12 protein-coding genes are annotated in these 12,769 nt (G+C 69.1%); 6 read left to right on the top strand and 6 right to left on the bottom strand.

The features are described from left to right. Positions 1 to 2 precede the first annotated feature (2 nt). Together smpB and RS883_RS10655 are read left to right on the top strand one after the other, a co-directional pair. Positions 3 to 485: an SsrA-binding protein SmpB gene (gene smpB, locus RS883_RS10660; RefSeq protein ID WP_315760179.1), complete on the top strand. Its 483-nt coding sequence runs from the start codon at positions 3 to 5 to the stop codon at positions 483 to 485. Position 486: 1 nt separating this feature from the next. After that, entirely contained in the window at positions 487 to 1,056 is a 570-nt protein-coding gene (locus RS883_RS10655; RefSeq protein ID WP_315760178.1) for a DUF2062 domain-containing protein, read from the top strand. A gap of 3 nt (positions 1,057 to 1,059) precedes the next feature. On the opposite strand, the gene RS883_RS10650 is transcribed toward RS883_RS10655, so the two are convergent. Beyond that, positions 1,060 to 1,884: an alpha/beta hydrolase gene (locus tag RS883_RS10650; RefSeq protein WP_315760177.1), complete on the bottom strand. Its 825-nt coding sequence runs from the start codon at positions 1,882 to 1,884 to the stop codon at positions 1,060 to 1,062. A 174-nt stretch (positions 1,885 to 2,058) separates the two neighbouring features. Here RS883_RS10650 and RS883_RS10645 point away from each other — a divergent pair, with 174 nt between their 5' ends. Then, a complete protein-coding gene (locus RS883_RS10645) occupies positions 2,059 to 2,382 on the top strand; it encodes a hypothetical protein (protein ID WP_315760176.1) in 324 nt (107 codons plus the stop codon). A 3-nt stretch (positions 2,383 to 2,385) separates the two neighbouring features. On the opposite strand, the gene RS883_RS10640 is transcribed toward RS883_RS10645, so the two are convergent. Both RS883_RS10640 and RS883_RS10635 read right to left on the bottom strand, forming a co-directional pair. After that, positions 2,386 to 3,501, bottom strand: coding sequence for an acyltransferase family protein (locus tag RS883_RS10640; RefSeq protein ID WP_315760175.1), 1,116 nt, complete (start codon positions 3,499 to 3,501; stop codon positions 2,386 to 2,388). A 144-nt stretch (positions 3,502 to 3,645) separates the two neighbouring features. After that, a complete protein-coding gene (locus RS883_RS10635; RefSeq protein ID WP_315760174.1) occupies positions 3,646 to 5,919 on the bottom strand; it encodes an ATP-dependent helicase in 2,274 nt (757 codons plus the stop codon). 101 nt (positions 5,920 to 6,020) lie between these two features. Here RS883_RS10635 and RS883_RS10630 point away from each other — a divergent pair, with 101 nt between their 5' ends. Next, positions 6,021 to 6,422, top strand: coding sequence for a GFA family protein (locus RS883_RS10630; protein WP_315760173.1), 402 nt, complete (start codon positions 6,021 to 6,023; stop codon positions 6,420 to 6,422). A gap of 129 nt (positions 6,423 to 6,551) precedes the next feature. After that, positions 6,552 to 6,884 carry a hypothetical protein gene (locus RS883_RS10625; RefSeq protein WP_315760172.1) on the top strand — a complete coding sequence of 111 codons (333 nt, stop codon included), beginning with the start codon at positions 6,552 to 6,554 and terminating at the stop codon, positions 6,882 to 6,884. Between the two features lie 141 nt (positions 6,885 to 7,025). Here the strand turns inward: RS883_RS10625 and RS883_RS10620 are convergent, their stop codons facing one another. Further along, on the bottom strand, positions 7,026 to 8,042 hold the full coding sequence (locus RS883_RS10620; RefSeq protein WP_315760171.1) for a cell wall hydrolase: 1,017 nt from the start codon (positions 8,040 to 8,042) through the stop codon (positions 7,026 to 7,028). Between the two features lie 145 nt (positions 8,043 to 8,187). Here RS883_RS10620 and RS883_RS10615 point away from each other — a divergent pair, with 145 nt between their 5' ends. Beyond that, complete coding sequence (locus tag RS883_RS10615) at positions 8,188 to 11,019, top strand: pitrilysin family protein (RefSeq protein WP_315760170.1); 2,832 nt, start codon at positions 8,188 to 8,190, stop codon at positions 11,017 to 11,019. A 33-nt stretch (positions 11,020 to 11,052) separates the two neighbouring features. Here RS883_RS10615 and RS883_RS10610 read toward each other — a convergent pair whose 3' ends face one another. Beyond that, positions 11,053 to 11,589 (bottom strand): cytochrome b, encoded by a 537-nt coding sequence (locus RS883_RS10610; RefSeq protein WP_315760169.1) that lies wholly within the window; start codon positions 11,587 to 11,589, stop codon positions 11,053 to 11,055. A 66-nt stretch (positions 11,590 to 11,655) separates the two neighbouring features. Continuing rightward, entirely contained in the window at positions 11,656 to 12,708 is a 1,053-nt protein-coding gene (locus tag RS883_RS10605) for a LacI family DNA-binding transcriptional regulator (RefSeq protein ID WP_315760168.1), read from the bottom strand. Positions 12,709 to 12,769 lie beyond the last annotated feature (61 nt).

Genomic DNA, 12,769 nt, shown 5'->3' with positions numbered 1-12,769 from the left:
CCATGTCGCGACCCCGCCCCACATTGTTCGACAAGAAGAAGGTCGTCGCCGAGAACCGGCGCGCGCGCTTCGAATATTTCATCGAGGACGTGTACGAGGCGGGGCTGGCGCTCACCGGTACCGAGGTGAAGTCGCTGCGCTTTGGCGAGGGATCGATCGCCGAGAGCTACGCCGAGGTGCGCGACGAGCAGGTGTGGCTGGTCAACGCCAACATTCCCGAATTCAGCCACGGCAACCGGCACAATCACGTGCCCAAGCGTCCGCGTAAACTGCTCCTTCATGCCCGCGAGATAGGCAAGCTCCACGGCGCGGTCGCGCGTGAGGGCATGACCCTCGTGCCGCTCAGCATCTATTTCAACGGACGCGGGCGGGCGAAGGTCGAGCTGGCGCTGGCCAAGGGCAAGAAGGCGCATGACAAGCGCGAGACGATCAAGGAGCGAGACTGGAAGCGTGAGCAGCAGCGCCTGCTGCGCGACCGCGGCTGACATGCGTGAACCCAAGCGCAAGGACTGGCTGGCGCGCCAGATCGCGGCGAACGTGCCGACGCGCGAACAGCTCGAGCAGGTCCGCATCCTTCGACCCGTCGCGCACCGGGTGCTTGCGCCGGCGCTGTGGCGGTTCACTCGCCGGTCCGTCCCGCGTGGCACGGCGCTGGGGCTGTTCGTCGGAATCTTCCTGATGATCCCCGGCCTTCAGATCGCGGGCGCCGCCATGCTGGCGCTGCCGTTCCGCGCGAACATCCCGATCGCGGCGGGGATGACCTTCCTCAGCAATCCGCTGACGACGCCCTTCATCCTGCTGGCGTCGGCATGGCTCGGCAATTTCCTGCTGGGGCGCAGCGCCGACGTATCGGGCTTCATGGCGCTGATCGATTCGCACGCCAGCGTGTCGCAGTGGATCGGCTGGCTGCTATCGGAGGCCGCGCCGGCGATGCTGTTCGGGCTGTTCGTCATTTCGGCGGTCAGCGCGGTGGTCGGCTATTTCGCCGCCGACTGGTTCTGGCGGGTGCGCACCGCCGCCAAGTGGCGGCGGCGGCACCATCGCCATCACGATTGAGGATCAGCCACCCAGAAAGGTGAGCAGGTCGCGCGTCAGGCGGTCGCTCTCGGTCGCGAACAGGCCATGCGGCGCGCCCGAATATTCGACGAGCTGATTGCGCGCGATCCCCTGCGCCGCCCGATGCGCGGTCGCGCCGATCGGCACCGTCGCGTCACTGGTCCCATGGATGATGAGCGTCGGCACGTTCACCGCCGCGAGGTCGGGGGTGAAGTCGGTGAACCCCCACGCCTTCGCCGCCTCGAGCGTCGCATGGAGGCTCGCCTGCATCGCGACGTTCCACGACTGCTCGACCAGCGGGTCGCTGACCGGGTGCGAGATGACGCCGACGCCGTAGAAATCGCGCAGGAAGCTCTGGAAGAACTTGGCGCGGTCGGCAGCGATCTGGCCGGCGATCTCCTGAAGCTGTGCTTCCGGCACGCCGTCGGGGTTGGCATCGGACTTGAGGATGCCGGGCGCGACTGACCCGATCAGCGCGGCATGCGTGACGCCCGCGCCGCCATGACGGCTCATGTAGCGGACGACCTCGCCGCCGCCCATCGAGAAGCCGACCAGCGCGACGTTTTCGGTGGCGCCCGCCGCCTCCAGCACCGTCTTCAGATCGTCGGCATAGGTGTCATAGTCGTGGCCGCTCCAGGGCTGGCCCGACCGACCGAACCCGCGCCGGTCATAGGCGATGACGCGGTGCCCCGCTTCTGCCAGCGCGATCGCCTGCGGCTCCCAGCTGTCGGCGTTGAGCGGCCAGCCGTGCAGCAGCACGACCGGCCGGCCGCTGCCCCAGTCCTTGACGTAGAGGTCGGTTCCGTCCTGCGTCTTCACATAGGGCATTGGAAAAGGCTCCTTCAGATGGAGCCGCTCGAACGAGCGCGCCGCGTGCACGTTCCGCTTAACCGAGGGTCGGCTCTTGCCGAAAAGGGAACAAGATCGATGGTTACAATCGTTGCTGCATCGCGGCGAAGGCGCTAGGCGGACGTCGCTTTTGAAGCCTCAGGAAAGACCAACGTGACCGAACCCGCTGCGCCCGCCGGCCCCGCGCCCACCATCTTCGAGGCAATCGTACGTAAGGCGTGCGTGACGGCGACCTATAACCGTACCGAGGTGCTGCTCGCCCCGCATGCGATCTGGACGCGGCATGGGGACATGTTCGTCGATGCGGTTACGGTCCGTCTCAACGGCCAGCCGCCGCGTGAGGTCAAGCTCGGCACGTTCAAGCTGATCGGGCTCAACGATATCGCCCGCACCGAAGAGCCGTTCGAGGTCAGCGAGCTCTTCAACCCGCTTGACGACAAATATGGCGGCGAGGTCGTGTTCGCGGTCGAACGCTGAGTTCTACTCGGCGGGCTGCGCCGGTCGCCGTGAGCGCTGGAGCCAGGCGCGAAGCCGCGGCGTGCGTGCCTCGGTCATCCGGGCGTACAGGATCGCAATCAGCAGCACCGCCGCCAGCACGCCAAGCACCACGGCGATCGCCGGCACGCCGGGCGTCAACCGCTGCGAGCCGACGATCAGCCCCGCCGCCATCGTCATGATCGGAAAGTGGATCGCGTAGAGCGAGAAGCTGCCGCTCGCGCCGAAGCGAGCGAGCGGCTCCAGCGCACGGGGAAATCTGGGGTCACGCGTGACCATCGCGGCCACGAACAAGGCGGCGGCAGCGGCAAGGATCAGGTCCTCCGCGAACCAATCGCCCATTCGCGCCCAGAGCAGCGTGACGCCCAGGAGTACCCCAAGCGGGACCAGCGCCCGCGCACCGAGGCGCCCGCGCGCATGATAGGCCAGGGCACCGGTCAGCCAGGCCGAGAAGCCGTAGAGGATCGCGGGGAAGGCGAGGCCGAGCGCCAGCGTCAGCAGCAGCGGCTCGGGCCGCCGATGCCGGAACGCGAGCCAGAGCGCGGCGAACCAGAGATAGAACCAGAACTCGTACGCCACGCTCCAGAGCGGCCCATTGCTGCCGAGCGGGTGGACGAGGATGTGCTGCACGAAGGCAAAATTGCCGATCACTGCGATCGGCGAGAGGGTCGGGGTGAGATCCGTCGGCAGGAACCAGACATCGGTCTGGCCCAGATGCGTCGGCGTGCGCAGCCACCACAGCCCCGCCGCATCGAGGAGCCCGCCGATCACCAGCGCAGGATAGATGACGATCGCGAGCCGGCTCCAGCGATCGGTCAGGTAGCTCCGCCACGACCAGCCCCGCGCGTCGAGCGAGGCGACGCTCTTGGCGATCCAGAAGCCGCTGAGCACGAAAAACAGCATGACCGCCGGATGCGCAAACCCGGCGAGAAAGAAGAACGGGCGACCGACCAGCGCATCACCCGGCCGGTGATCGGCGACGATCAGCCCCCAGCCGTGCGAGAAGGCGACAACCAGCGCAAGCACGCCGCGCAGCGCATCCATCCAGCGGGCGGCACCGGCGGGCACGGTAGCGTCACGAGCGGGGGATGGCGGCGTCACCGGCCCGCCATAAACGGCAATTCTTTACCTGTTGTTGCTTCCACCCCTCGTCACCCCGGACTTGATCCGGGGTCCCGCTCCTTTCCAACCTAGCAGAAGAAGCGAGACCCCGGATCAAGTCCGGGGTGACGTCGACGCAGTCGCTCACCCGATCGACACGAAGCTGTCCATCACCCGCTTGCGCCCGGCCTGCTCGAACTCGACCTCAAGCTTGTTACCCTCGATCGCGTCGATCGTGCCGTAGCCGAACTTCTGGTGGAAGACGCGCATCCCCTTGGACAGGTCGTCTCGCCCCTTGTTGCCGAAGCTGATCGCCGATGCGCGCGCCTCGACCACGCGCGGCGGGTCGCGGGTGAAGCCGCCCGCAGCCGCCCGCTGCCAACCGGGGCCCCGCCCGGTGCCGCGGCCCACGTCGGCAAACGGATCGGCGCGCTCGGACCAGTTGGCGCGCCACAGGCTCTCCCCGCCCGACATGGTCGTCTCCGCCTCGATATGCTCGGGCGGGAGCTCGCCGACGAAGCGGCTGGGGAGCGAGCTCGTCCACTGACCATAGATGCGACGATTGGCGGCGTGGAGGATCGTCGCCCGCCGCCGCGCCCGCGTGATCGCGACATAGGCGAGGCGACGTTCCTCCTCCAGGCTCGCCGTCCCGCCCTCGTCGAGTGCGCGCTGCGAGGGGAAGAGGCCCTCTTCCCAGCCGGCGAGGAAGACGGTGTCGAACTCGAGCCCCTTGGCGGCATGGATCGTCATGATCGTCACCTCTGGCTGACGAACGCCGCCTTCGCGCTCCATCACCAGGCTGACATGCTCGAGGAACGCGCCCAGGCTCTCATATTCCTCCATCGCGCGGATCAGTTCGGACAGGTTCTCCAGCCGCCCGGCCGCCTCCGCCGACTTCTCGTTCTGGAGCATCGCGGTGTAGCCGCTCTCGTCCAGCAGCTGCCGGGCGAGTTCGGGGTGGGGCAGCTCCTGGCCCATCTGCCGCCAGCGCGCGATGTCGCCGACCAGATTGCCGAGCGACCGGCGCGCCTGCGGCGTCAGCTCGTCGGTGTCGAGGATGCGCGCGGCGGCGCTGGTCAGCGGCAGGCCCTCGGCACGGGCGAGCTGGTGCACCTTCTGAACTGCCTTGTCGCCCAGACCGCGCTTGGGCACGTTGACGATCCGTTCGAAGGCGAGGTCGTCGGCCGGCTGTGACACGACGCGCAGATATGCCAGCGCATCGCGGATCTCGGCCCGCTCGTAGAAGCGGAAGCCGCCGACGATGCGATACGGCATGCCGATCGCGATGAAGCGATCCTCGAACTCGCGCGTCTGATGCTGCGCGCGCACCAGGATGGCGACGTCGTCCAGGCTGAGGCCGCGGCGCTGCTGGCTTTCGATCTCCTCGCCGACGCGGCGCGCTTCCTCCGGCCCATCCCAGACGCCGAGAACGCGCACCTTCTCGCCCGCGTCGAGCTCGGTCCAGAGCGTCTTGCCCAGCCGGCCGCCATTGTGCGCGATCACGCCGCCCGCCGCGCCCAGGATGTGCGGCGTCGAGCGATAATTCTGCTCCAGCCGGATCACCGTCGCGCCGGGAAAGTCGCGCTCGAACCGCAGGATGTTCTCGACCTGCGCGCCGCGCCAGGAATAGATCGACTGGTCGTCGTCGCCGACGCAGCACAGGTTGCGGCGCTGCTGCGCGAGCAGGCGCAGCCAGAGATACTGGACGCTGTTGGTGTCCTGATACTCGTCGACCATGATATAGCGGAAGCGCTGCTGATACTGCTCCAGCACTTCGCGATTGCCCCTGAGCAGCGTCAGCGCGTGGAGCAGCAGGTCGCCGAAATCGCAAGCGTTCACCGCGAGCAGGCGCGCCTGATACTGGCGGTACAGATCCTGGCCGCGACCATTGGCGTAGCGCTCGCTTTCGCCCGCATCGACGTCCTCGGGCGTCCAGCCCTTGTTCTTCCACTCGTCGATCAGTCCGGCGAGCGAGCGCGCGGGCCAGCGCTTCTCGTCAAGGTCGGCGGCGGTGATGAGCTGCTTGAGCAGGCGAAGTTGATCGTCGGTGTCGAGGATGGTGAAGTTCGACTGGAGCCCGACCAGTTCGGCATGGCGGCGCAGCATCTTGGCACCGATCGAGTGGAAGGTGCCGAGCCACGGCATCCCCTCGACCGCGTCGCCGACCAGCCGGCCGACGCGTTCGCGCATCTCGCGCGCGGCGCGGTTGGTGAAGGTGACGGCCAGGATCTCCGACGGCCAAGCCTTGCGCGTGTAGATGAGGTGCGCGAGCCGGGCGGTCAGCGCCGCGGTCTTGCCCGTACCCGCGCCCGCCAGCACCAGCACCGGCCCATCGGTGGTCAGCACCGCCTCGCGCTGCGGCGGGTTGAGGCCCTTCAGGTACGGTGGGTCGGCCAGTTCTTGTCGCGGATCGGTCATCGTTTCGCACGTAGGGAGAGGGGGGTGGAGCGGCAAGCGCGGTGCTTGCCACAGCGGCATCGCCGTGGGAACATACATCGAACACGAGTCGGGAGGAAGCCATGACGATGACGGGTGGATGCCAGTGCGGCGCGGTCCGCTATTCGGCGGAGGGGAGCGCCGAGCATCACGCGATCTGTCATTGCGCCGATTGCCGCCGCGCATCGGGTGCGCCGATGGTCGGCTGGATCGCGTTCAAGGAGGAGGCCGTTTCGGTCGAGGGAACGCCGGTGCGGCATGAATCCTCGCCGGGCGTCACGCGGGAGTTCTGCGGCACTTGTGGCACCGGGCTCTTCTATCGCAATCCCGCGGTGCTGCCGGGGCTGGTCGACGTCCAGTCGGCGACGCTCGACACGCCCGAGGCCGCGCCGCCGGGCGCCGAGATCATGGTTCGTGACCGACTGGCATGGCTCGACACCGTCCCCGACCTGCCCAAGTTCAACACCTATCCCGGCATGGACTGACCTGAACGAACGCGGCGGAGCGGGGATGGCTTGCGACAATTTCGCACGATCCCCGCGATATCGGTGCGACAGGTGCGTTCCATATCTCCATCCATCGGCCGCCCCGGCCGTGTTCGGAGGAGAGAAACCATGAAGAAGTTTTCGCTGATGATCGCGGGCCTTGCCGTCGCCGCGACCTCGCTGCCCGTCGCCGCCAGTGCTCAGGCATGGCAGTCTATCAATGCGCGTCAGGCGCGGCTGGAGCAGCGGATCGACCAGGGTGTCCGCTCGGGCTCGCTCAACCGGCGCGAGGCGGTGCGCCTGCGCACCCAGTTCCGTGACCTTCAGGTGCTGGAGCGCCAGTATCGCCGCTCGGGCGGCGGATTGTCGGTCGGCGAGCGCCGCGACCTCGACCGCCGTTTCGATGCGCTGTCGGCCCGGATCAAGGTCCAGAAGAACGATCGCCAGGGGCGCCGCTGGTAACCAGGGCGCGGGCGGCTCCAAGCGGGGCCGCCCTTCCTTCGTCACCCCGGACTTGATCCGGGGTCCCGCTGTTTGGTCAACGCAGAAGAAGCGGGACCCCGGATCAAGTCCGGGGTGACGTCGTGTTCGTGGGACATGCGCTCACCGGATCGGCTTGCCCGCATCCTTCCACTTGTCGAGGATCTGCGAGTCGCCCGATCGGTCGGCGACGGCGGTGCCGCTGTCGACATAGGGCGCCTGTACCTGCTGCGGCGGGGTGACGAGCGCTGCGGTGGGCGGGGCCGGAATGCCGGGCACGACCAGCGCGGGCGCCGCGACTTCCACCGGCATCGCCGGACTCGCGGCAGCCAGGGTGATCGCCGGCCGGAGCGGCGCGGGCGCCGGCTCGCCGCCGAAATATCGATCTCGGAAGGCGGAGGCGGTGCCCCAATAGCCCTTCCAGCGATGGAAGAAGTGCGCGCCCTCGACATCGGTCATGACGAGGCCGCGGTTCCACGACGGGGTCACCGCATAGGTGTGATAATGCGTCGCCAGCCCCACCGGCGCGAACACCTGACCGTTCAGCGCTGCGGCGGCGACCCGTTGCGCGCGGTCCCACCAGCGGCGCGCCGGCACGCGTGCCATCGACCCGTCGCAGGCAAAGCTGAACTGGCAACCGCGCTTGTCGGAGCCCTGGTAGACCACGCCGCACACCGTCGCCGGAAACGCCGGGTGGCGGACGCGGTTGAGGATCACCTGCGCCACCGCCTGCTGCCCCGCATCGGGCTCGCTCGCCGCCTCGTAATAGATGGCGGTGGTCAGGCATTGCAGCGCGCGCGACTGGTCGATCGCCGACCCGCGCAGGCGAAACGGCTGGGCGGCGACGATCCCTGCCGCCGCGGTCAGCACGGCGTCGCTCGGCACCGGCAGGTCGGGCAGCGGCATCGTCCCCGTCGTGCCGGGCGCGGGCGCTGCGTTGTCGGCGATCGCCGTCTCCAGCGCCGCGCCCGGGAAGTGATCGCCGGCATCGTACCCGTCCGACAGGGCGGGCGCCGGCGTCTCGTCCTGATCGCGACTGGCGATGGTGGCGTGTGCGCCGAACGCGGCGACGCAGGCGAGCGCAATTGCGCCCGCCGCCGCTCGTCCGCTGATCCGCCGCACCTTCATCGCGCCGCCCATAACGCACGGGACGTAAAGAATTGAGGGGGCGATTCGCAGCTGTCCGATCGCGGGACGATCGGCGCCGCTGCTAACCGACGGCGGCGCAAGATTGACAGCCGCCGCCGCGGCGCCACAACTCGCCCGATCGTTTCCGGAGTCACCGATGCCCCGTCTCGCCGCCGTCCTGCTCGCCGCCACCTTGCTCTCGCCCGTCCCCGCGCTCGCGCAGCGTGCGCCCGCCGCCGCCACGACCCGTGTCGAGCCGATCGCCTTCACCCAGCGTACGCTCCCCAACGGCCTGCGCGTGTATGCCATCCGCGACACCAAGACGGCGAACGTGTCGGTGCAGGTGTGGTACGATGTGGGGTCGAAGGACGATCCCGCCGGCCGATCGGGCTTCGCGCACATGTTCGAGCATCTGATGTTCAAGGGCACGCGCAACCTGGTCGACGAGCAGCTCGACCGGCTGACCGAGGATGTCGGCGGCTACAACAACGCGTCCACCGACGACGATTACACCAACTATTACGAGGTGGTGCCGGCCAACCACCTCCAGCGGCTGCTGTTCGCCGAGGCGGACCGGATGGCCTCGCTCGTCGTCGATCCGAAGGTGTTCGCCTCCGAGCGCGACGTCGTGAAGGAGGAACTGCGCAGCCGCGTGCTCGCGCAGCCCTATGGCAAGCTGTTCTACCTCTATCGCCCGATGTCGGCGTACCGCGTCCATCCCTACGCCCGGCCGGGGATCGGCAGCATCGAGGATCTGGACGCCGCCACGGTCGAGGACATCCGCGCCTTTCACGCGACCTATTACCGGCCCGATAATGCGGTGCTGGTGGTCGCAGGCAATTTCGATCCGCGCCAGTTGGACGCCTGGGTCGACAAGTATTTCGCCGGGATCAAGCGCCCCGATCGGCCGATCCCGCGCGTGACGGTGGCCGAGCCGGAGCCGACTGCGGCCAAGCGCTACACCGTCTATGAGCCCAACACGCCGCTGCCGGCGGTGCTGGTGAGCTGGCCGATCCCGCCGGCGAACAGCCCGGATGCCGCCGCGCTGTCGGTGCTGAACACCGTGCTGGCGGGCGGCGAGAATTCGCGCCTGTACCAGAGCCTCGTCTATCGCGATCAGACCGCGGCGCAGGCGTCGAGCTTCTATGAGGCCAAGCAGGGCACCGGGCTGTTCAGCGTCTACGCGATCCTGGCCGGCGGCAAGACCGCCGCGCAGGGCGAGGCGGGCCTGACGGGCGAGATCGCGCGGCTTCGCGACGCGCCGGTCACCGCCGCCGAACTCGCCGAGGCCAAGAACGAGCTGCTGACCGAAGCGCTGCAAAGCCGCGAAACGGCGGAGGGGAAGGCGTTCCAGCTCGCCCAAGGGGTGATCGTCGAACGCGATCCAGCCGCCGCCGACAAGCGGCTGGCCGCGGTCGCCGCGGTCACCGCTGCCGACGTCCAGCGCGTCGCGCGCCGATACCTGACGCCGCAGCGCGCCTCGACGATCCTCTATAACGGAACTGACGCGGCGAACGGGCAGAAGGGCGACACGATCGCCATCGCCTCCACCGTGCGCGCCACGCCGCTGACCGTTCCGCCGGGTATCGTCATCCACCAGCAGGCGAGCGCTGCCGAGCGCATCGCGCCGCCCGCGCCCGGCGCGGCGATCGTCCCGACGCTGCCGCGGCCGGTCGAAACCAAGCTCGCCAACGGGATGCGCGTCATCGTCGTCGACCGGCCCGGCCTGCCGCTCGTGTCCGCACAAATGGTCGCGGAGGGCGGTGCGGCGCTCGATCCCGCAGGCAAGGCGGGGCTCGCCGGCATGACCGCGGGGCTGCTGACCAAGGGCACCAGGACGCGCAGCGCGACCGAGATCGCGCAGGCGGTCGAGTCGCTCGGCGGCTCGATCGGCAGCGATGCCGAGTGGGACGGCGCCGCGGTATCGCTGTCGGTCAAGTCGGACCAGCTTGCACCGGCGATGGCGATCCTGGCGGACGTCGCCCGCAACCCTGCCTTTGCGATCGAGGAACTCGACCGCGCCCGCGCGCAGTCGATCGACGGACTGACCGTCCAGCTGAAGGACCCCGGCGCGCTGTCGCAGTTCGTCGCGGCGCGCGCAGTCTTCGGCGCGCAACCCTATGGCAATCCGGAGAGCGGCACGCCGGCCAGCCTCAAGACGATAACGCCGGCTGACCTGACGGCGGCCTATCGCGCAAGCTGGCGGCCGGAGCGCAGCGCGCTGATCCTCGTCGGCGACGTACGGGCGGCGGCCGGACAGGTGCTGGCGCAGAAGCTGTTCGGCGATTGGCGCGGGCAGGGTGCGGCGGCCCCCGCCGCCAAGGTCGATGGCGCGGTACCGGCGCCGCGGGTGGTGGTCGTCGATCTGCCCGATGCGGGTCAGGCGGGCGTCGTCGTCGCGCGGCCGGGCATCGCGCGCGCCGACCCGCAATTCTATGCCGGCCAGGTCGCCAATGCGACGCTGGGCGTCGGCTTCACCTCACGCCTCAATCAGGAGATCCGCATCAAGCGCGGCCTCGCCTACGGCGCGCGGTCGAGCCTGGATGCCCGCCGCGGCGTTGGGCCGTTCAGTGCGGCCACCCAGACCAAGAACCCCTCCGCGCCGGAGGTGGTGTCGATCATCACCGCCGAGATGCAGCGCCTGGGCAGCCAGCCCGCGCCGGTGGCCGAGCTCGGCACGCGCAAGGCGGTGCTGGTCGGCAGCTTCGGGCGGACGATCGAGACCAACGCCGGGATCGCCGATCTGGTGGGCGATTATGTCGTCGAGCAGGTCGGGATCGATGAGCTCAATCGCTTCATTCCCTCAATCGAGGGGGTCGATCCGGCGGCGGTGCAGGCCGCGGCGGCGCGGCTGTTCGACACCAAGGGCGCGAGCATCGTCGTCGTCGGCGACGCCAAGAGCTTCGTCGAGCCGCTGCGTAAGGCGTATCCGAACCTGGAAGTCGTGCCGGCGAGCGCGCTCAACCTCGATACCGCGACCTTGAAGTGAGGGGCGGGGCGGGCGCTGAACTTCGGCGCCCGGTCACGCCATCCGGCGGAGTACATTGTCCTTGAGGATGAAGTGGTGGCGCATCGCCGCCGCGACATGCAGCACGACCATCGCCAGCATGAGCCAGCCGAGCAGACCGTGCCCGTTGGCGGCGATGCCGGTGATCGGGTCTTCGCGCGTGACCGCGAACTTGGGAATGTCGAACAGGCCGTAGAAAGTGAGCGGATAGCGACCGGCCGAGCTCATGATCCAGCCGGTGAGCGGCATCAGCAGCATCAGCGCATAGAGGCCGATATGCACGGTCCAGGCGCCGGCAAGCTCCAGCCCGCGAACATGCGTGGGATAGGCCGGCGGGCGGTGCGTCAACCGCCAGCCGATCCGCGCCAGCGTCAGCGCCAGGATCAGGATGCCGGTCGCCTTGTGGAACGGCATCACCGCGACCACACCCTCTAGCGCGTCGTGCAGCAGTCCGCCGGCAAGGTTGAGGATGACGAGCACCGCGATGATCCAGTGCAGCGTGCGCGACACGCCGTTATAGCGGACCAACCGATCGTCTATCGCCGTCGCCATCGGGCTCTCCTCCTACGCGCTTGATCCACATTGATGCGGTGCGCGGTCCGCAAGGGCAAGCCGCGCTCAGGTACTGCCGCGTACGATAAGCCGGACGGGGACGCGGCCGCCATGCGCGGGCGCGCCCGCAATGTTGCGCAGGAGCGCATCCACGAGCGCTCGGCCAGCCGCCCCGACGTCCTGCGCGACGGTGGTCAGTGCGGGATCGCAATGCCGTACGCCCTGGATGCCGTCGAAGCCGACCACCGCGACATCGTCGGGCACGCGAAGGCCGCGCGCCCGCAGCGCGCGCAGCGCGCCGAGCGCCACCAGGTCGCTCGCGGCGAACAGCGCATCGGGCTGCGGCGTCACGTCGGTCAGACCGGCGATTGCGGCGGCACCCTGTTCCTCGCGCTCGCCGACCGTCGCGCCCGACACGTCGATCGGCTCGAGCCCGCGCTCGGCAAGCGCCGCCAGATAGCCCTCGCGCCGCTCGGCATAGGCGGCATGCCGTTCCCAGCCCGGACCGGCGAAGGCAATGCGGCGGCGACCCTGCGCATAAAGGTGCTCGACCGCCTGGCGCGCGCCGTCGCGATTATCGGCACGAACGGTGGGAAGGCGGTCGTGCGGCGAGCCCCAGCCGACCACGCGGCGACCCTGCTGCGCAGCGCGAGTAAAGTGCGTCCAGCCCGCGCCATTGGTCGCGCTGCCGACGACGATCATCCCGTCGGCCTCGCGCCGCTGCTCGAACTCGGCATCGAATCCGGCATCCTCGGCCTGGAAAGAGAGCAGGATCCGCCGCCCCTCGGCCGCCGCCGCCGCCTCGATCGCGGCGACAAGGTCGTAATAGAAGGGATTGAGCGCCGCGCGGCCGGTCCCCGGCGGCACGATCAGGACCAGCGCGATGCAGCCCGTCGTCGCCTGTCGCAGCCGCGCGGCGCGCAGGTCGGGAAGATAGCCGAGCTGCTGCGCCGCCCCAAGCACACGCTCGCGCGTTTCGGCGCTGACGCTGTCGAGATTGCGGAGCGCGCGCGACACCGTCGACTGCGACACGCCCGCTGCCGCCGCGACGTCGAACGACGTGACGATCCCGCGTCCGGTCGCCGGATCGGCCTCGCTGATGGGGTCGTCGCTTCGCATATGGATACCGCTGTTACCGTTCGCCCGTGCAGATGGGAAGCACGGCGATGGGTCAGGGTGC

The organism is Sphingomonas sp. Y38-1Y, assembly GCF_032391395.1.
Classification (GTDB): Bacteria; Pseudomonadota; Alphaproteobacteria; order Sphingomonadales; family Sphingomonadaceae; genus Sphingomonas.
Note: the sequence above shows the minus strand (reverse complement) of the source record. Positions and strands in the feature narration are given on the sequence as shown.

Bases quoted from the DNA above. Each gene is read 5' to 3' on its own strand.
- smpB (WP_315760179.1), top strand. From the start codon at position 3: ATGTCGCGACCCCGCCCCACATTGTTCGACAAGAAGAAGGTCGTCGCC.
- RS883_RS10655 (WP_315760178.1), top strand. From the start codon at position 487: ATGCGTGAACCCAAGCGCAAGGACTGGCTGGCGCGCCAGATCGCGGCG.
- RS883_RS10650 (WP_315760177.1), bottom strand. From the start codon at position 1,884: ATGCCCTATGTGAAGACGCAGGACGGAACCGACCTCTACGTCAAGGAC.
- RS883_RS10635 (WP_315760174.1), bottom strand. From the start codon at position 5,919: ATGACCGATCCGCGACAAGAACTGGCCGACCCACCGTACCTGAAGGGC.
- RS883_RS10630 (WP_315760173.1), top strand. From the start codon at position 6,021: ATGACGATGACGGGTGGATGCCAGTGCGGCGCGGTCCGCTATTCGGCG.
- RS883_RS10625 (WP_315760172.1), top strand. From the start codon at position 6,552: ATGAAGAAGTTTTCGCTGATGATCGCGGGCCTTGCCGTCGCCGCGACC.
- RS883_RS10620 (WP_315760171.1), bottom strand. From the start codon at position 8,042: ATGGGCGGCGCGATGAAGGTGCGGCGGATCAGCGGACGAGCGGCGGCG.
- RS883_RS10615 (WP_315760170.1), top strand. From the start codon at position 8,188: ATGCCCCGTCTCGCCGCCGTCCTGCTCGCCGCCACCTTGCTCTCGCCC.
- RS883_RS10610 (WP_315760169.1), bottom strand. From the start codon at position 11,589: ATGGCGACGGCGATAGACGATCGGTTGGTCCGCTATAACGGCGTGTCG.
- RS883_RS10605 (WP_315760168.1), bottom strand. From the start codon at position 12,708: ATGCGAAGCGACGACCCCATCAGCGAGGCCGATCCGGCGACCGGACGC.